The 17,942-nt window shown below is 64.3% G+C and carries 19 protein-coding genes; 6 read left to right on the top strand and 13 right to left on the bottom strand.

Annotated features, from left to right (window positions below):
- Positions 1–84: 84 nt before the first annotated feature.
- Both ACEN9O_RS25380 and ACEN9O_RS25375 read left to right on the top strand, forming a co-directional pair.
- Positions 85–3,099: a polysaccharide lyase family 8 super-sandwich domain-containing protein gene (locus ACEN9O_RS25380; RefSeq protein WP_495614570.1), complete on the top strand. Its 3,015-nt coding sequence runs from the start codon at positions 85–87 to the stop codon at positions 3,097–3,099.
- Between the two features lie 98 nt (positions 3,100–3,197).
- Complete coding sequence (locus ACEN9O_RS25375; RefSeq protein ID WP_495614569.1) at positions 3,198–3,461, top strand: hypothetical protein; 264 nt, start codon at positions 3,198–3,200, stop codon at positions 3,459–3,461.
- Between the two features lie 497 nt (positions 3,462–3,958).
- Here ACEN9O_RS25375 and ACEN9O_RS25370 read toward each other — a convergent pair whose 3' ends face one another.
- Positions 3,959–4,687, bottom strand: coding sequence for a DJ-1/PfpI family protein (locus ACEN9O_RS25370; protein WP_495614568.1), 729 nt, complete (start codon positions 4,685–4,687; stop codon positions 3,959–3,961).
- Positions 4,688–4,801: 114 nt separating this feature from the next.
- Here ACEN9O_RS25370 and ACEN9O_RS25365 point away from each other — a divergent pair, with 114 nt between their 5' ends.
- Positions 4,802–5,818 (top strand): GlxA family transcriptional regulator, encoded by a 1,017-nt coding sequence (locus ACEN9O_RS25365; protein ID WP_495614567.1) that lies wholly within the window; start codon positions 4,802–4,804, stop codon positions 5,816–5,818.
- 126 nt (positions 5,819–5,944) lie between these two features.
- On the opposite strand, the gene ACEN9O_RS25360 is transcribed toward ACEN9O_RS25365, so the two are convergent.
- The 6 genes from ACEN9O_RS25360 to ACEN9O_RS25335 form a co-directional block, all read right to left on the bottom strand.
- Positions 5,945–7,483 (bottom strand): alpha-L-fucosidase, encoded by a 1,539-nt coding sequence (locus ACEN9O_RS25360; protein ID WP_495614566.1) that lies wholly within the window; start codon positions 7,481–7,483, stop codon positions 5,945–5,947.
- A gap of 312 nt (positions 7,484–7,795) precedes the next feature.
- Positions 7,796–7,912, bottom strand: a complete 117-nt coding sequence (locus tag ACEN9O_RS25355) for a hypothetical protein (RefSeq protein WP_495618539.1) — start codon at positions 7,910–7,912, stop codon at positions 7,796–7,798.
- Complete coding sequence (locus tag ACEN9O_RS25350; protein WP_495614565.1) at positions 7,861–8,340, bottom strand: DUF4188 domain-containing protein; 480 nt, start codon at positions 8,338–8,340, stop codon at positions 7,861–7,863. The genes ACEN9O_RS25355 and ACEN9O_RS25350 overlap by 52 nt, the downstream gene beginning before the upstream one ends.
- A 176-nt stretch (positions 8,341–8,516) precedes the next feature.
- Positions 8,517–8,885: a nuclear transport factor 2 family protein gene (locus ACEN9O_RS25345; RefSeq protein WP_495614564.1), complete on the bottom strand. Its 369-nt coding sequence runs from the start codon at positions 8,883–8,885 to the stop codon at positions 8,517–8,519.
- A gap of 56 nt (positions 8,886–8,941) precedes the next feature.
- On the bottom strand, positions 8,942–9,472 hold the full coding sequence (locus tag ACEN9O_RS25340; RefSeq protein WP_495614563.1) for a hypothetical protein: 531 nt from the start codon (positions 9,470–9,472) through the stop codon (positions 8,942–8,944).
- On the bottom strand, positions 9,400–9,879 hold the full coding sequence (locus ACEN9O_RS25335) for a hypothetical protein (RefSeq protein ID WP_495614562.1): 480 nt from the start codon (positions 9,877–9,879) through the stop codon (positions 9,400–9,402). The genes ACEN9O_RS25340 and ACEN9O_RS25335 overlap by 73 nt, the downstream gene beginning before the upstream one ends.
- Positions 9,880–10,015: 136 nt before the next feature.
- Here ACEN9O_RS25335 and ACEN9O_RS25330 point away from each other — a divergent pair, with 136 nt between their 5' ends.
- On the top strand, positions 10,016–10,402 hold the full coding sequence (locus tag ACEN9O_RS25330) for a VOC family protein (RefSeq protein WP_495614561.1): 387 nt from the start codon (positions 10,016–10,018) through the stop codon (positions 10,400–10,402).
- Between the two features lie 11 nt (positions 10,403–10,413).
- Here ACEN9O_RS25330 and ACEN9O_RS25325 read toward each other — a convergent pair whose 3' ends face one another.
- Together ACEN9O_RS25325 and ACEN9O_RS25320 are read right to left on the bottom strand one after the other, a co-directional pair.
- A complete protein-coding gene (locus ACEN9O_RS25325; protein ID WP_495614560.1) occupies positions 10,414–11,241 on the bottom strand; it encodes a helix-turn-helix transcriptional regulator in 828 nt (275 codons plus the stop codon).
- A 2-nt stretch (positions 11,242–11,243) separates the two neighbouring features.
- Positions 11,244–11,870, bottom strand: a complete 627-nt coding sequence (locus tag ACEN9O_RS25320) for a YbhB/YbcL family Raf kinase inhibitor-like protein (RefSeq protein ID WP_495614559.1) — start codon at positions 11,868–11,870, stop codon at positions 11,244–11,246.
- A gap of 232 nt (positions 11,871–12,102) precedes the next feature.
- On the opposite strand from ACEN9O_RS25320, the gene ACEN9O_RS25315 reads away from it, so the two are divergent.
- Positions 12,103–14,301 (top strand): putative bifunctional diguanylate cyclase/phosphodiesterase, encoded by a 2,199-nt coding sequence (locus tag ACEN9O_RS25315; protein WP_495614558.1) that lies wholly within the window; start codon positions 12,103–12,105, stop codon positions 14,299–14,301.
- 87 nt (positions 14,302–14,388) lie between these two features.
- Positions 14,389–14,793: a bacteriohemerythrin gene (locus tag ACEN9O_RS25310; protein ID WP_495614557.1), complete on the top strand. Its 405-nt coding sequence runs from the start codon at positions 14,389–14,391 to the stop codon at positions 14,791–14,793.
- An 8-nt stretch (positions 14,794–14,801) separates the two neighbouring features.
- Here ACEN9O_RS25310 and ACEN9O_RS25305 read toward each other — a convergent pair whose 3' ends face one another.
- The 4 genes from ACEN9O_RS25305 to ACEN9O_RS25290 are packed head-to-tail and all read right to left on the bottom strand — an operon-like array spanning position 14,802 to position 17,930.
- Positions 14,802–15,266 carry a DUF4405 domain-containing protein gene (locus ACEN9O_RS25305; RefSeq protein WP_495614556.1) on the bottom strand — a complete coding sequence of 155 codons (465 nt, stop codon included), beginning with the start codon at positions 15,264–15,266 and terminating at the stop codon, positions 14,802–14,804.
- 3 nt (positions 15,267–15,269) lie between these two features.
- Complete coding sequence (locus tag ACEN9O_RS25300) at positions 15,270–16,094, bottom strand: FAD:protein FMN transferase (protein ID WP_495614555.1); 825 nt, start codon at positions 16,092–16,094, stop codon at positions 15,270–15,272.
- Positions 16,091–16,627, bottom strand: a complete 537-nt coding sequence (locus tag ACEN9O_RS25295; protein ID WP_495614554.1) for an FMN-binding protein — start codon at positions 16,625–16,627, stop codon at positions 16,091–16,093. The genes ACEN9O_RS25300 and ACEN9O_RS25295 overlap by 4 nt, the downstream gene beginning before the upstream one ends.
- Before the next feature lies 1 nt (position 16,628).
- Positions 16,629–17,930 carry a putative porin gene (locus ACEN9O_RS25290; RefSeq protein WP_495614553.1) on the bottom strand — a complete coding sequence of 434 codons (1,302 nt, stop codon included), beginning with the start codon at positions 17,928–17,930 and terminating at the stop codon, positions 16,629–16,631.
- Positions 17,931–17,942 lie beyond the last annotated feature (12 nt).

Here is a 17,942-nt window from a genome sequence, read left to right as displayed (position 1 = left end):
AAGCGCGATAATACGTGCATGGGTGCTAACGTTACCAGTTAGCGGCCTACTGAACTTGGATGAACTACATAGTGGAGACAAGCAATGAAACGACATAAAGGATGGCGCGTCAGCGTTCTGGTGACGGTATTGATGGGCGCGGGATTGCACGGCGGCGCGGCGCGAGCAGATGAGTTCGATGCACTGCTGGCGAAGTGGAACGGCCGCACCGCCAGTGCGCCGCCGTTGGCGCCGAATGATCCGGATGTGGCGATGCAAACCGCCAATTCGAGCAACAACAACGACGTTTATTGGAGCACGATGGAGACGGCGGCAAACCGTACCGAGCTGTGGCCGGATTTGCCGTTATCGACCGCGAGTAGCCCGACCAATCCTTCTGGCAATATTCTCAGCAGCTTCACCCGGCTGAACTCGCTGCTGGGCGCCTACAACTCGTCCAGTTCTTCCTACTATCACAATGCGGACGTCCTCGCCGCAGTACTGGCGGGCTACGATTTCCTGATGGGCACCTATTACGGCAGGAACGTTCCCTGGTACGACAACTGGTGGAACTTCCAGATCGGTACGCCGCAGGCGCTGAACGGCATGCTGAGCTCGACCACGAACCAGGGCTTGCTGGGGACAGCGCGGGTGGCCGCCATGATCGATGCCATCGACTTCTATGTCCCGGACCCGACCAACCGCGCCAATCCCGACGGCACGCCAGGCATATCGACGGAAACGGGTGCTAACCGTCTCGACAAGGCCTTTGTGGTGGTGCTGCGCGGTATCATCGGCAAGAACGGCGCCAAGATCGCCGCCGGCCGCGACGCCCTCAGCGCGGTGCTGCAAAACGTGACGACCGGAGACGGTTTCTATGCCGACAATTCCTTTGTTCAGCATACCCACCTTCCTTACCTGGGGGGCTATGGCTTGCCCTTGATCTCGGACTTTGCCAAGCTGTATTACATCCTCAACGGTTCCAGCTGGGACGTCACCGATCCCAACAAATGGGCGCCGTATACCTGGGCCATGAAGTCCTTCATGCCCTATATGTACAACGGCGCCATGATGGACAACCAGCGCGGTCGCCACATTGCCGACCAGTACTCCTGGGACCACGTGCAGGGCCGCTCGACGGTCGGCGCGCTGGCTGAACTGGCGGCAGTGCTGTCCAACGATGCGCCGGGCTACATGCAGAGCACGTTGCAGGCCGCCCTTGCGGGCCAGGTCCAGCGCGACACGACCTTCCTGAACCCGAATCTGTCGTACAGCAGCTACTTCACACCTGTGCCGACCGCCGTGGCAGGCGTGAATGCCGGGGTCAGCGCCTACGATATCGCGCTGATCAAGGGATTCCTGAATGATCCGAACATCACGCCAACGGCCGAGCCGGTGTTGACCCAGGTATTCCCCGCCACCGACCGCGCGCTGTTGCGCCAACCCGGCTATGCGTTCGCGTTGTCGACCTTCGACAGCAAGCGCATGGGCTCCTATGAGGAAGGCAATGCTGAAAACCTGAAGGGCTGGTGGTTTGGTGCCGGCACGACCAGCCTGTACAACGCCGACTTGACCCAATATGCCGGCAACTACTGGGGCACGGTGGACATGACTCGCCTGGCCGGCACTACCACCGACCGCAGCACCAGGGCGCAGACGGCAGATTGGACGTTCTACAGCAACTATGCCAAGAACAACGTCGGCTTCGCGTTGCTGAACAACCAGTTCGCCACCGCCTCGATGGACTTCGTGATGACTAGCGTCACCGGCAGCCCGTTGACCGGCAAGAAGGCTTGGTTCCTGTTTGGCGACCGTATCGTGTCCGTGGGCGCCGGTATCGCCAATACCAATGGCGCGGACACCGAAACCATCGTCGACAACCGCCAACTGAACGCCAATGGCGACAATGTCCTGACCGTAAACGGCAGCAGCCAACTGAGTACCAATGGCAGCGCGGTCTTGAGCGGCACCAGTTGGGCGCATCTGGCCGGCAGCGTGTCCGGTTCCGACATCGGTTATGTATTCCCTGGCACGGCGGCGGTGACGGCTGTGCGTGAAACCCGTTCCGACAACTGGATACACAGCGACTCGAATCCCCTCACCAACAGCGACGCCACCGTCAGCGCCAACTATCTGAGCCTGGCGCTGGACCACGGCGTCAACCCGAGCGGCGCAGCTTACACCTTCATCACGCTGCCGAACCGCAGCCCGGCGGATACTGCGGCCTTCGCCGCCAGCAATCCGGTCACGGTACTGCAGCGGGACACCAACATCACTGCGGTGAGCGACAGCTCGCAGGGCGTGACTGGCGCCGTGTTCTGGAACGACGGCAGCAAAACCCTGAATATCAACGGCCAGGCTTTCCTGACCAGCGACAAAAAGGCGGTGGTGACGCTACAGCAAAATGGCAACGACCTGCAATTGGCGGTGGCCGATCCGACCCAAGTGAACACCGGGAGCATCAACCTGGTGTTGAATAAAATTGCGGCCGCGGTCGTGAGCAACGATCCCGCCATCACGATCACACAGGGTAGTTCGACCACAACGCTGGCGGTGGCAGTGAACGGCTCGGCCGGCAAGTCCTACAATGCCCACCTGACGCTGAGCAGCAAGGCAGTGCTGTCGCCGACCGACGATGCCTATGTTCGTGACGGCACGTATGCCGGCACCAACTACGGTGCCGCGACCAGCATGGTGGTGAAGCAGGATAACACCAGCTATTTGCGCAAGTCCTACCTGAAGTTCGATCTGTCTTCTGTGGTTGGCACCGTCACCAGCGCCAAGCTGACGCTGACGCCGGTGTCGGTGGGTACGGTGAGCGGCATGGTCCACAACATCAACCAGACCGCGAGCGATACGTGGACCCAGGGCGCGCTGACCTTCAGCAATGCGCCGGCGAATGCCGGCGGCGCCACTGTCTCGTTCGCCGTGCCGGCAGTGAATACGCCAGTGACGATCGACCTGACCAGTCTTGCTGGCAGTGCCATGTCCGGTGACAAGAAGCTGTCGCTGGAAATCGAGTCGTCTGCGGCGTATGGCTCCAACGGCGAAGTGGACTATGCGACGAAAGAGCACGGCAACCTCAATTATCGTCCAGTCCTGACGGTGACCTCGCAATAAGCCGGGGTTCGCTCTCGTGGTGATTTCGGCCACGTCTTCGGCGGCGACCAGCCTGTGGCTGGCGCCGTTTTATTTTTCGGCGCCGCGAGGCGCGCGTAGTGCTGTCGCCAATCGGATTGAGCAGCGCCATACGCGCATCGCTTTTTGCGGGGACCTATCACACCGGCCAGAGCGCAGCGTGCTATTGGGCGGCGCGTAACGATGTGGGTGTGAGTCTGGGCGAAGCGCCGGTGCGCGATGCCTGGTTCAATGAGGCATTGGCGCGCAAGGCTACACCTGATTTATTGAGCCCGACCAAGCGGCCGATGGCGATCTTTTGTGCGGGCGATTATATGGTGTCTGCTTGCCGGTGCCGCGCGTGAGTTGTGCTTGCGGGTGCTGGAAGACAGCATGCGGCGCAAAGCTCTAAAATAGAACTATTCGACATTCAGCCCAATCGAGTATATCAAACGCCGCGCCGATGAAAATTTGGAATGAGAGTACGGAGTCAGTACGGAGTCCGGGGGGATTTTCTGGGAGCCTGTGGGAGCCGTTAATCGTTGGCGCTGCCTATGGGGGGCTGTCTCCGGGAAGCTCCCAATGTCTTGTCTCAGAGCATTCACACTGCAGGGGTCGCAAGTTCGAAACTTGCACTTCCCACCAGAATTTATCAAGAAAATTGAAGGCCTGCGTCAATCTGATGCGGGCCTTTTTCTTTTGGACGTCGAAAGTACGGACAAAGCGCATTCAATTAATATTGGGCGCTGTCACCGGTCCGTTTAGGTATCTGCACCGCGATGCGGTGCGGATCGCCGGCGTCAAGGGACTGCTGCCTGCGACGATAGTTGGCGGGGAGCGGGGAACGAAGGCGGGGAAGCACTTATTGGCTGTGAGGAACGGCGTTTGCTTGCCGTTGGGCCAGCGCCTGCACCGCCAGGTTCGCCTGCGCCACGTCGTCGGCGTACAAGCCGGTGGCCAGGGCAAGCGTGGCAGAATCGGCGCGGTCCGGATGGCCGCTTCGATAAGGCGGTTGAGGGTCATATTCGACCAGCAATTGCAGCGCCTTGCCAAATTGTTCGCCGCACAACTGACCTGCCAGTGTCAGCGCGAAATCCATGCCTGCGGTGACGCCGCCGCCCGTCAGGCGGTTGCGGTCGGCCACGACGCGCTGGTCGACGGGGATCGCTCCGAGCTGCAACAGAAGCGGACGTACCGCCCAGTGGGAGGTGGCACGGTAGCCACGCAGCAGTCCTGCCGCTGCCAGCAGCAGGGAGCCTGTGCAGACGCTGGTGACCCAAGCCGCCTGCGCGCCTCGGTCAGCGAGGAAAGCAAGCAATTCAACATCGCCCAGCAGCGGCCAAGTGGCGGCCTTGCTGCCGCCCACAAACAGGACATCCAGACGCTGCGGACAGTCCGCCAGGGTGGTGGTCGGCATGATCGCCAAACCGCTGTCGGACGCCACCGGGTCGAGGTTTTTCCACAACAGGTGGACGCGGGCATTGGGCAGGCTGGCAAACACCAGTTGTGGCGCGACCATGTCGAGGGCAGTCATGCCGGGGTAGATCAGCATGCCAATGTCGAGAGGGCGGTTGGTTGGGGCGACGGTCATGGTGGACTCCTTGATGTATGAGAGAGGCTCCACTGTAAATGAGGTAGGTGCGTCTGTTTGGACGCCATTGGGGCGAATTCTGCCACAATATGGTTTTATCCTTGTGTACTTGTCATGTCCAATTTTAAAAAAAATAATCCGCGCCGTATCGTGTTCGTCGCAGTTGGGCCGGTCGAAGAAGTCGATTTGTTTGGTCCGGTCACGGCATTTCATGGCGCAAACCGCTGCCAGTCGTTGCAGCAATACTATCGTGTCGAGATCGTTTGCGGAGGTGCGGGCGCGGAGGTGGCAGGGCATTCTGGAATGTCACTGATGAGTTCGGGTTCTTGTTTTGCGCTGCAGGGACAGATAGATACCTTGGTCGTCGTGAGCGGTCGCAGTGCAGAACAGCCGCATGCGCCCGAATTGCTGGCCTGGCTGAAAGGCGTGGCGCCGCATGTGCGCCGCGTGGTGTCGATCTGCACGGGGGCCTTCGTGCTGGCCCAGTCTGGACTGCTCGATGGCAGGCGCGCCACGACCCACTGGGACTACGCCGCCAGACTGGCCGAGCGGTTCCCGTCGATCGACGTGGCGGCCGACGCAATCTGGCTGCGAGATGGCAAGGTGTACACCTCCGCCGGCGTGACCGCTGGAATTGACCTCGCGCTGGCGTTGATCGAACAGGATGTCGGCGGCGAGGTTGCGCTTGAGGTGGCGCGGGGCCTGGTTGTGTTCCTGCACCGCCCAGGTGGGCAGGCGCAATTTAGCGTGGCGATCGCGCAGCGGCAGGCGACCTTGCCGACACTGCGCGAGTTGCAGGGATGGTTGGGCGAACATCTGGCCGAGGAATTGAATATTGAGCTATTGGCGGAGCGAATGGCGATGAGTCCGCGTCATTTCGCTCGGGTCTTTAAGCGCGAGCTGGGCGTTACCCCGGCCACCTATGTGCAAAATCTGCGGCTTGAGCAGGCGCGCTGCATGTTGGAGAAAAATCAGCACAGCATGAAACGGATCGCAGCGCTGTGCGGATTTTCCGGAGTGCAGCTGATGCGCCGGGCCTTGAAGAGCGCATTCGGTGTCACGCCGGGCCAATACCGGGCTCGGTTCCATGATGGCGAAGGCGATCAGGCCGGCCCGCTCATTTTGGGGTGATAGCAAATAAACGAAACAATGCCCCAGTAGTTTCCGGTTTTTTCATGTATTCGTTGTAAAAAAAGGCTTACATCCATCAGATGTAAGCCTTTTTTGTTTTCCGGACCCGCCCGGCAGGCGGCGCCGTCAGAAGGTGATGCGGAAGCTGGACGCCATTTTGGAGGGCAGGCTGGCCGGCAATTCGATGGTCAGGGCGTCGTCACTCTGTGTCCAGCGCAGCGGCGCGGCGCTGCCCAGCAGCGTGACGGTTTTCACCGGACGGGCTTCCAGCCCGGCCTTGCTGCCCAGCGACTGTATCCGCACCGACGTGGCGGGCGTGCCCAGGGTGATGGCGTACACGGCGCCACCCTTTGCGGTGAAGCGGATGTCTTGCGGCGTGTAGGCGGTGTTTTCCTGGAAGTGGCCGGCGGCGGCCTTGGTTGGCCCCTCGCCGAAGACTTTCCACGGACGGGTGCCGTAGATCGCGTCGCCATTGACGGCCATCCAATCAGCCATCTCCCGCAGGAATTGCATCGGCTCGGGCGGCAGGCTGCCGTCGGCATACTGCACCACGTTCAGCAGCAGGTTGCCGTTCTTGCTGACGATATCGGCCAGCATGTGGACCACTTCCGTGGTGGTCTTGTATTTGTAGCCGTCGCTGTAAAACCAGTCGCCGATCGAGGTGTCGGTCTGCCACGGCAGGGGATTGATGCCTTCCATCACGCCACGTTCCACGTCCTGCACCCCGGCCTCGCGGATGAACTCGCCGGAGCCGATGTTCTTGTGGTTGTACACGGCCGCCAGTTTGCCGCCATGGTTGGCGATGCTGGCGTTGTAGAAATTGGCCATCAGGGTGCGTCCCACCTTGCCGAAGGGGATGCCGCCGTCGGAATAGAGCAGGTCCGGCTGGTAGCGCGTCAGCAGATCGGTGATGCGGTCGTACCACTCCTGCTGGAAGCGCGTATCGGTGGTGTACCACGTGGCCGAACCGCGGTAAGGCTGGTTGTGGGCGCGGTGGTACAGCGAGGCGTACTTCGGATCGGCGCCGTCATAGCTCACGCCCAGCATAGGCCAGAGTTGATCGTAGCCATGGCTGGGGGCCCACCACGCGTAGCTGGCGCCGAGGTGTTCCGACACGCCAAAGGGCAGGCCGGCCTTGAGCGCGGCTTTTTTCCAGTCGCCCACGATGTCGCGGTGCGGGCCCATCTTTACGGCGTTCCATTCGTGATAGCGCGAATCCCACAGGTCGAAATTGTCGTGGTGCACGCCCATGCTGACGAAGTAGCGCGCACCCGCCTTCTTGTACAGCGCCATCAGGGCGTCGGGATCGAATTTCTCCGCCTTCCACAAGGGAATGATGTCCTTGTAGCCGTGCTTGGACGGGTGGCCGTAATGTTCCAGGTGGTGCTTGTACTGATCGCTGCCATACACGTACATATTGCGGGCGTACCAGTCGCCGGCACGCGGCACCGCCTGCGGGCCCCAGTGCGACCAGATACCGAACTTGGCGTCGCGGAACCACTCTGGAGTCTGGTAAGTCTTGAGCGACTCGGGCTCCGCGTTGAAGGGGCCGGCAACTGAGGTTAGTTGCACCGGCGCATCTTCAGCGGGGGCGGCATGGACGGGCATCTGCAAGGCGAGAAGGGGGGTGACAAGCGCGAACAGCGCGGTGCGGCGGGTAGGCATTAGGTGTCTCCAGGAAAGGGTGTGATGATTGTACTCGATATATTAAGTACAAACAACCGTTCTGGCAAGCTGTGCCGGCGCCCGGGGCGCGTGGTGGCGCTGGACCCGGTCGAACTTCCCCGACCGGGTCGCCGGCTTTAGTGTTGGACCAGGTTGAATGACTTCGTCGCTGCTGCCGGGCCGTCTGGCCTGGGCTGCGACGTCGGCGGCGATGGGGGCCAGCATCAGCATGGCCAGCAAGCTAATCAATGTGCGCATGGAGATCGTCTCGGGCGCCCCCCGGCGGCGGACCGGGGGCCGGGGGAGGAAGGCTTACGGCGCCTGGTGCGGTGGCGCCAGGTAAGGGAAGTCGTTACTGAACGGCACGTCGTTGTGGTTCACGCCGTCGAGCTCGCCACGGCGGTACAGGATGGGCAGGTCGGTGTCCAGGTTGGAGATGAAGATGATGTCGATCGAGTCGTCGTCGAGCCAGCGGCCGTTGGGGAACTTGACCGGCTTGGACGGTAGGCCTCGTGCCAGATGCCGACGTCGCCGCTGGTGCCGATTTTTTTATAGAAGCCGCGCCAGGCCTTCTGGTGGCGCTTTTCGCTGCTGTGGCTGTAGGCCAGCAGCGCCTCGTAGGAGCGCCAGTACTGGACGTAGCAGATCGGGTTGCCGACGGTCTGGTACTGGCCGCGCAGCAGGCCGCTGTCCGGGTCGTCGACCAGCTCGGTGATCATGCGGCGCATCGCGATGGCGATCGGCAGCCATTTGTGGATCTTCCACCATTTGTTGATGCGCATGCCGATCAGCAGCACGACGAAGTCCTCTTCAACGCTGATCGTCATGCGATCGTTAATCACTGATTCCTGTGTCATCTGTGTCCCGTTAAGAATTGGCGCCGCTGGCGGCGCGAGGCAGGTGACACGATAGGCGAGGTGTTGCCGGCCGCTCAATAGCCCGGTTGGTGGGGCGGTGGCTGGAACAACGGGGAGGGAGGTGCGGCGAAGGGGGCGGGGCGGACGTGGTCCGCCCCGCCGGTATTACGTGGCGTTTAGTTCTCGCCGAACGGCAGGAAGAAGCCGGTCATCTGCTTCAGGCGGCCGTCCGCGTGGTACTGGCCGAAGCTGGCGCCCTTGCCGACCACCTTGTCCGCGCCGACCACCAGGTTCCAGTGGGCCAGGCTGCGGCCATGGTGCTCGGCGAACTCGGTGGTCACGAAGCGGCCGCCCGGCACGTTCTTCTGGAACTCCGTCATGTAGGCCGCCAGCTGGTCGTGGCCGTTGACGTGCACGTGGGTGTCGGAATAGTCGCAGTCCGGGTTCAGGCATTGATCGAAAATCTTCTGGCGTGCCGCGGCGTCGGTTACGCTCCACGAGCCGGTGTAAACTTCCCACGTGCTTCTCAGCGCGCTGTGTTCCATGGTTATCTCCATTGTGTTAAAAAATCAATAATAATGCAATTTTCCCATCGGCTCGCTTACTGTTGCGCTTCGACGTCGGGGACGAACTTGTCGACCGCCGCGCCGGCCTCGAGCGGCTCCCAGAACACCAGCAGGATGCCGGAGTTCTCGATCGGCTGTTTGTGCGGGTTGGTGACGCTCAGGCGTGCCGTGATGACGTCGTCGGCATCGACCTTGGGACCGTAGATGCCGGGCATCCAGATCGGCGCGCCGTTCTGCGGGATGTGCTTGGGATGCACGTGCAGGAGCACCGTCGGCGCGCCTTCGCCGGCGCCGTAGTGGGCGGCCGGGTTGGACGCGTAGGTCGGCTCGAAGCGGTGGGCCTTGTGGTTGTTGATGCGCACATCCAGGTAGTCGGCGTGGTCCATCACGTGCGGCGCCACCTCGATGATGCGGGCCGCTTCGCCCAGCGTGTGCTTGGGACCGGTCACCACGTGGGTGCCGGGCTTGATCACCACTTCCTCGCGGCAGGGGTTCAGGCCGACCCAGGTAATGTTGAAGTCGCGGTACTGGGTGCTGCCCTCGTCCCAGTGCATATTGAAGCGCACGTACAGCTCTTCGGTCTCCGGCACGCGCGGCCGACGGCCAGCGGCAGGATGCCGCATTCGTCCTTGGCCGGCCGGCTGGGGGTGGCGTAGGTGAAGATATAGTGGTGCGGCAGCTGCGAATAGGCCGGGTTGTGCGACATGACCTCCAGGCGGCCGTCCGGGTGGCGCTTGACGACGTCGACGTCGGCGCCCAGGAACCAGCGCGTGACGCCTTCAGGCAGGCTTTCCTGGCTGGCGCCCGGCCGGTTGGGATTGTCCGGCAGGCGGTTGAAGTTTTCATCGTAGGTGTAGCCGGTGTCGGCCTTCAGGTCCATGCGGACATAACGGGTGGTGGTGAACGGCGCGGCGTGCGCCAGCGCCGGCGCCAGCGCGGCGGCGAGCAACAGGGCGTGTTGGAAAGAGGGCATGGCTGATCCTTTGGTTGATGGTGACGCTGCGAACAGTGCCCGTGCGGTGCCTGGTTCGCAATAGCCGCTACGAGCTATGTGGTGGCGCCAGGGTGATATGATTGAGGCAATACTTCGATAACCCCAGGAGCGTTCAATGAAGCGTGTTACCGGCATAGGCGGCGTATTCTTCAAGTCTCCCGATCCCAAGGCGCTGGCCGAGTGGTATCGGGTCCATCTCGGTCTGGAGGTCAGCCAGTGGGGCGGGGCCGCCTTCCGCTGGGCCGGCCCGGACAACCCCGCCGGCACCGGCACCACCGCATGGAATCCGTTCAAGGCCGACACCGACTACTTCGCCCCCAGCACGGCCAGTTTCATGATCAACTATCGGGTGGCCGACCTGCATGGCCTGCTGGCCGCGCTGCGGGCCGAAGGCTGCCAGGTCGAGGACAAGGTCGATGAATCGGAGTACGGCAAGTTCGGCTGGGTCATGGACCCGGACGGCAACAAGGTCGAACTGTGGGAGCCGCCGGAAGGCAAATGATCAAATGATGTTCAGCGCACGTGCGAGGGCGGGCAACCGAAGCGTTCCCTGAACCGCAGTGAGAAGCGCGCGTGCGCCTGATAGCCGCAGGCTTCGGCGACCAGCGCGATGCTCCAGCCGGTGGTCTGCAGCAGCGACATGGCGTGGTGCATGCGCACTTCCCGCAGCAGGGTTTCAAAGCGCAGGTCCTGCGCTGCCAGGCGCCGCCTGAGGGTGGCTTCGCTCATCGCCAGCTCGCGGCTGGCTTTGGCGGCGGTCCACTGCTGGCCAGGCGCCTGGCTCAGCAGGCTGGTCAGCAGATCGCCGACGTTCTGCCTGGCCGGGCGCGCAAACATGATGCCGCGCTCCGCCAGGGCAAGCAGCAGCCCGACCAGCCGGTGCATCAGCACCCGTTCGCTGACGCCCGCGTTGTCGGCGCCGCGGATGCAGTGCTCCAGGGTCTCCGCCAGATCGTCATCGAGCGGCGCCTGGCGCCAGTCGGCCAGCGGGGCATGGGCCAGCTCATCCTGGTCGTAGCGCCGGTAGAATTCGTGCAGCACTTCCGGCGCAATGGCCAGCAACAGCGAACCAAACCGCGATTGCTCGCCGCCCGGCAGCTTGACCAGGTCGGCGCAGACGTTGCGGGCCACCGCCATCAGCGCGGACGGTCCCTCCAGCCATGCCTGCGCGGCGCCGCTGTCCAGGCTCAGGCTGCCTGATTTGACCAGCAGGATGGTCGCCTCCATGAAGCGGAAGCGCGTGGTGCGCTGCGGTTGCCGCAGACACGGCCGCGCCAGCATGCACAGGCCGCGGCGGGCGACCGGCACCCCGGATGGCAGTGTCCACTGGCTTTTGTCCATCCTCAGAGCAGCTTGGGATTGAGCGTGTAGGTGCCGGTGAGGCTGGCTTCGGCCAGCACATGGCCTTCGATGGCGCGGCGGATGCCCTGGCCATCCAGCGGCAGGTCCGCCGGCAGTGCCGGGATGTCGAGCGCGTAGAGGGTGAAGACATAGTGGTGCAGCAGGGCGTCGTTCCACGGCGGGCAAGGGCCGTCGTAGCCGTAATAGTCGCCGCTCATCTGCGCATCGCCGGCAAACCAGCTGGTGTAGTCGTTGACGCCGTGCGTCATGCCGCCCGGCGCGGTGGGGCCGGCCTTGCCGCGCGGGGTCACGCCTTCGCTGTGGCTACCCGCGGCGATCTCGCGCGTCGCGGCGGGAATGTTCACCAGCAGCCAGTGGAAGAAGTCGACGCGGGGCAGGCTGGCCGGAACTTCCCGGCCTTCCTGGTTGACGTCGTCGCCACGGCTCGGCACGTCGGGATCATGGCAGATCAGCGCAAACGACCGGGTGCCGGCCGGTACCTCGTCCCACGCCAGCTGCGGGTTGCGGTTGGTGGAGAGGGTGATGTGGGTGTCCGGGGCGGCCACCGCAAAGGCGAACTTGCCGGCGATGGACTGATCGTTGGAGAAGCTGGTGCTGGTCAGTTTCATGGGGCATCTTCTATAAAAGGGCAGTGATGAAATTATAAAAGGCAGTAGTCACGCGTGTACTACCAATCCAGTCAAATATTGCGCTATTCCGATCAATGTGATGGCTTTGGTGCTGGCCGGCAGCCGGGGGCGGTGTCGCAGAGGCAGCGATCGCGGAAAATTGATCTGTATCAAATTTTTTATTGATCTGAATCAGTATGCTGCTGGGATCATCTCCGTGTGAGGCATTCCCATGATGAATCAGCAGCCCCTTCAGTTCGTGCCGGCGGCCGACGGTGCCCCTTGCGATTTTTCCTGCCCCGCTGCCGCCCATCAGGCGCCCGTGCCGCCGCAGGCCGCCGCCGGCGGCGTTTGCCATAGCTTCGCTTGCGCCCTGCTGGACGCCTTCGGCGAGCAGATCGCCGTGCTGGGCATGGACGGCACCATCCTGGCGGTCAACACCGCGTGGCGCCAGGCCGGCGCCGGGCGGGCCGGCCTGGCCACCGACATCGGCAGCAATTACCTGGCGCTATGCGTTGAGGCGGTCGGGCTGGGGGCGGAAGGCGCGGCCGAGGCCGAGGCCGGCATCAGCGCGGTGCTGGCCGGCCGCAGCAGCCGCTTCCAGATGGCGTATCCCTGCCATACGCCGACCGCGCGGCGCTGGTTCCGCATGACGGTGTCGCCGATGAGCCACGGCTGGCAGGGGGCGACGGTGGCGCACGAGGAGATCACCGAGCGCCATCTGGCCGATGCCAATTTGCGCATCGCCGCCATCGCCTTCGAATCGAACGAGGGCATGATGGTCACCGACAGCAACGGCGTCATCCTCAAGGTCAACCAGGCGTTCACCCGCATCACCGGCTATGCGATGGAGGAGGCGGTGGGCCGCACGCCGCGCATGCTCAGTTCGGGCCGCCACGATGCTGAGTTCTACCGGGCGATGTGGGCCGCGATCGGCGAGCAGGGCAGCTGGTCGGGCGAAATCTGGAACCGCCGCAAGAACGGCGAGGTCTATCCCGAACATCTGAGCATCACCTCGGTGCGCGACAACAGCGGCCGCACCTGCAACTACGTCGCGGCGCTGACCGACGTCACGCAGAGCAAGGCCGCCACCGACGAGATCCGCAACCTGGCGTTCTACGATCCGCTAACCCGCCTGCCGAACCGGCGCATGCTGCTGGAGCGGCTGCGCCAGGTGCTCGACGCCAGCAAACTGCACGAGCGCTATGGCGCGCTGATGTTCATCGACCTCGACAATTTCAAGACGCTCAACGACACGCTGGGCCACAACGTCGGCGACCTGCTGCTGCAACAAGTGGGCGGCCGCCTGCAGGACTGCCTGCGGCAAGGCGACACCGTGGCCCGCCTGGGGGGCGACGAATTTGTCGTCTTGCTGGAAAGCCTGGGCTGCACCGAGGCGGCCGCCGCGGCCCAGGCCGGGATGCTGGGGACGCAGATCCTGGCCGAGCTCAATCGGCCCTACACGCTGGGCAGCCATCTGTGCCACAGCACGCCCAGCGTGGGCGCCACGCTGTTCCATGACGGCTGGCCGTCCCATCCCGAGGAATTGCTGATGCAGGCCGACATCGCCATGTACCAGGCCAAGCAGGCGGGCCGCAATGGCATGCGCTTCTTCGACCGGAACATGCAGGAAAAGCTCAGCACCAAGGCCAGGCTGGAGGACGCGCTGCGGTGCGCGATCGAGGAGGAGCGGTTCGAACTGTACTACCAGCCCCAGGTCGACGAGCAGGGCCGCACGATCGGCGCCGAGGCGCTGATCCGCTGGCCGCAGGCCGACGGCAGCTTCCTGTCGCCGGCCCGCTTCATTCCGCTGGCGGAGGAAACCAGCCTGATCCTGCCGATCGGCCGCTGGGTGATGGAAACGGCCTGCGCCCAGCTGCGGCAGTGGCAAGACCATCCGCGCACCAAGCCGCTGGTGCTGGCCGTGAACGTGAGCGCGGCGCAGATCCACCAGCGCGATTTTTGCGCGCAGATGCAGGAGCTGATCCGGCGCCATGGCATCGATCCGTCGGGCCTGAAACTGGAGCTGACCGAGGGCCTGCTGCTGGAAAATATCGAGCACATCATCGGCACGATGGAGCAGTTGCGCAAGATCGGCGTGCGCTTCTCGCTGGACGATTTCGGCACCGGCTACTCCTCGCTGCAATATCTGCGGCGCTTGCCGTTGAGCCAGCTGAAGATCGACCGTTCCTTCGTCACCGAGCTGGTCAGCAACAGCAACGACCAGGCCATCGTGACGACCATCATCGCCATGTCGCGCAGCCTGGGCCTGGACGTCATCGCGGAGGGCGTGGAGAGTATCGAGCAGCGCCGCTTGCTCGAGCAGCTGGGCTGCCATCGCTACCAGGGATATTTGTACAGCCAGCCCGTGCCGGCGCAGCAGTTCCGGCAATGGCTGGATGCCCGCCCTGGCGCGCTTGGAATTTTTTGATCTGGATCATGGATTTCGGCGCGCCGCGCGTCCATAGTCCTTGCTGGCGGCGCATCGTGCGCCGGCCGGATCGACAAAGAGGACATCATGGATGATATCGGTTGGACCCCGGACATGGCGCTGGGCATACCGCTGTTCGACGAAGCGCACGAGGCGCTGGCCGAGCAAATCAAAGTGCTCATGCATTGCAAGGACGATGGCTTTGCCGCCGGACTCGAACAACTGGTCGACTGCCTGGAGGCTGATTTCCGCCACGAGGAAGCGCTGATGGAGGCCATCAACTACCCGGCCCTGAACAGCCACCGCGAACAGCATGCGCGCGTCCTGACCAAGCTGCACCAGCTGGAAACGCGCGACATCAAAAGCGGCCGGGAAGCCGTGGGCCTGGTGCTGCCCTGGTTCCACGCCCACCTGGCCACGGCCGACACCGCGCTCGCCATCGCGCTGCAAATGAGCGGCCTCGATCTCGGCGAGTCGGCCAAGGCCGGCTAGCGCCGTCCCTACGGGTGACGCACGGCGCGGCGGCCGAGCCACACGTGCAGCACAAACAGCAGGCCCGTGGCCAGGCCCACCGCCCAATGGATGGCCGACCACAGCGGACGGTCGCTTTCGCCGGCCAGGTAGTACAGGCCGAAGCCACTGGCGGTCAGCGCCAGCATGGCGGCGATCATGCCCCAGCCGGTGCGCAGATTGCGGCCGGCCTTGAGCGCGCGGCGGATGTGGGCGTTCATCAGGCTGCCGAGGAAGAACAGCATCACCATCGCCGCCGCGCCGTGCAGCTTCATTGACCACGGTTCCAGCGGATTGATGGTTTCGCCGAACTGGCCGACGGGGCGGAAGAAGTAGCGCGCCAGCAGCCAGGCGGCGCCGCTCAACAGCAGGGCCGCGAAGCTGGTGTAGATGCAGCGGCGGTGCCAGCGCTCGACGCGCAGGTTGACGTGGGGACGGGATCGGTGAGTATGCATCGGCTAGATTATAAACGCTGACGCCTGCAACGCGGCCAGCGCCGGATGTTGCGCATCGCCGCTGGCCAGCACCACCTTGGTCAGCGCGTCGGCCACGGCGCAGCATGGCGCGCGCACCGACACGCTGATGGACGCCACCAGCGGTTCGCCGCTGCGGCCGTCGACCAGTGCGCTGACCTGGCGGCCGCCGTGCTGGCGCGACGAGAAATAGGCGGCCGACGTGGCCAGCGCCTCGTCGCGCAGCAGCACCTGCGCGGCGGCGCGCCCTGGCGCCAGCGGATCGCGCACGGCCACCGGCCAATCGCGTCCACCGAAGCCGCGCAGATCGCCGCCGGCGTTGACGCAGCCGCTATCGGCGCCGGCGCCTTGCAGGGCCGCCACCGCGAGATCGACCGCATAACCCTTGGCGATGCCGCCCACGTCCACCCAGCCCGGCGCCAGCTTGCACACCAGCGGCTCCTGTTCGCAGCGGTAGACGGCCAGCGCCGGCTGATATGCCGGGATGGCGGTGGCGTCCGGGCGCGGCAGGCATTGCCAGTCCACCAGCCGCGGAGCGCAGGCGATGTTGAACAGGCCTTGCGACAGCGCGGCCATCCGCGCCGCCAGCTGCAGCACCCGCCAGCTGTGCGGATGCACCTCCAGCAGCTCGCCCGGCGCGGCGCGGTTCAGGCGCGAGACATCGCTGGCGGCGTCATGAAAACTCATCAGCCGGTGCACCAGCGCCACCTCCGCGAAGGCCTGCGTGATCGCCTGCGACGCCGCCTGCGGATCGCCGTCCGCCGTGATGTCGACCAGGGTACCCAGCCAGGGCTGGGCGCGCCGCATCATTTTTTCAGCGCCACCTGGGCGACGGCGGCGATACGCCGCACGCCGTCGGTCAGGTGGGTGCAGGAGAGGGTGGCGCCGCTAATGTTGGCGATGCCGTCGCCCACCGTCAGGCCGCCCGTTTGCGCGGACTTGCCGGTGAACTGGCGGCGCCAGGCCGGCAGGCGGATCTCGCCGCCGTGGCTTTCGCGGTAAGTCAGGATCTCGACCTGGCGCACCGTGGCGTCGGGATTGAGGCCGACCGCGTACGAGATCAGCTCGAACTTGCCGATCACGTCGTCGAGCACCATGTAGCCCAGCAGCTTGTCGCCGCTGTAGGCGCCCACCACGCGCCAGTTGACCGAGCGCGCTGCCAGCCCGGCCAACTTCTCCACCTGCTGCATCTGCGGCAGCGACAGCGCCACGTCCTGCTGGCGAAACGTGGTCGCTTCCGGGAACATCAGCTTCTGCGCCTGTTCCGCGTTCAGGTACTGCGCCGCGAAGGCCGGCGCGCCGGCGGCGCACGCCGCCAACGGTATCCAGTGAAGGTAGCGCATATCAGTACGAGAAGCCCATGCCGAGGTTCAGGCGGTCGCGCGACTTGTCTTCCTTGAACCACTGGTAATCGGCCTTCAGCACCACGCCTTCGCCGACCTTCAGGTTGGCGCCGACGGTGGTGACCTTCTCGTCCGGCGACGCGGCCACGCCCAGGCCCTGCGGCACGGCGGCGTAGCTCTTGGCGGTGTTGAACTGCTCGTAGCGCGCGAATGGGCTCAGCGTGTAGTCGCCGGCCTGCAGCAGGCGGTAGGCGGCCTGCGTGTACCAGCCGGCAAAGCTCTTCGGCACCGGCGTCGGATTGCCGACCAGGGTCTCGTTGAGCGCTTCGGTATTGCTGATCTGGCCGCGCGCATACAGCGCCGACAGATCCCAGCTGCCCGGCGTGTAGCGGGTGTGCAGGTCGACCATCGTGATGCGGGCGTCGTTGGCGGTGAAGCCGTCGGTCTTGTGGCCGGCCTTGCCGGTGAAGATGGAGCCGCCCACCAGCAGGCCTGGCACGCCGCGCCAGTTCAGCGCCGCGTGCACGCTCAGGTCGCGCGACTTGGCCTGTTGGCCTTCCTGGTGGATGGAGCCCAGCGGCGATTCGCGGCCGTCGCTGCCGGCGGCGTCCCACTTGCCCAGGTCGAAGCCGGTGGTGATGCCGGTGTCCCAGGTCAGGCCGGCGGCGGTGTCGCCGGACAGGCTCACGCCCACTTCGCGCCAGGTCGACGGGATGATCGCCGTCTCGACGAAGTTGCGCTCGACGCCGTAGTAGGCGGTCGGTTCGTGGTTGGTGTTCAGCAGGCCCATAGGGATCAGGTAGAGGCCGACCTTGCTGCGCAAGCCGTTGCCGAATTCGCGCTCGACGTACAGCTGTTCGACTTCGCTCTCGCCCTTGTCGTCGGCGGAGACGACGGCGTGCTCCCATTCGAATTCGGCGACCATCTTGGTCTTCGGATCGAAGCGATGCTCGACGCCGATCACGGCACGGCGCACGTCGGCCTGCGCGCCGCTGGCGTTCTTGCTTGGACGGTTGTAGTTGATTTCACCGTAGGCGCCGAAGATGGTGGCCGGTGCCGACGGCACTTCGACCGCCGCCAGCGATACGGGAGCGGCGGCCGGCGGCGCGGAGGCCAGCGCCTGCTGGCGTTGTTCGACCGCTTCGGTCTTCTTGACGCTGGCTTTCAGTTCGGCCTTCAGCTGTTCCAGTTCGGCGGCCATCTTGTCGATGCGGGCCAGCAGTTCGGCCTCGCCCGCGGTGGCGGCGAAAGGCGCGCTGAGGAAGGCGGCGGCGAGGGCGGTGGCGATCAGGTGTTTGTTCATGTTGATATCTCT

The organism is Duganella sp. Dugasp78 (genome assembly GCF_059491455.1).
This window is presented reverse-complemented; position numbering and strand designations above follow the sequence as displayed.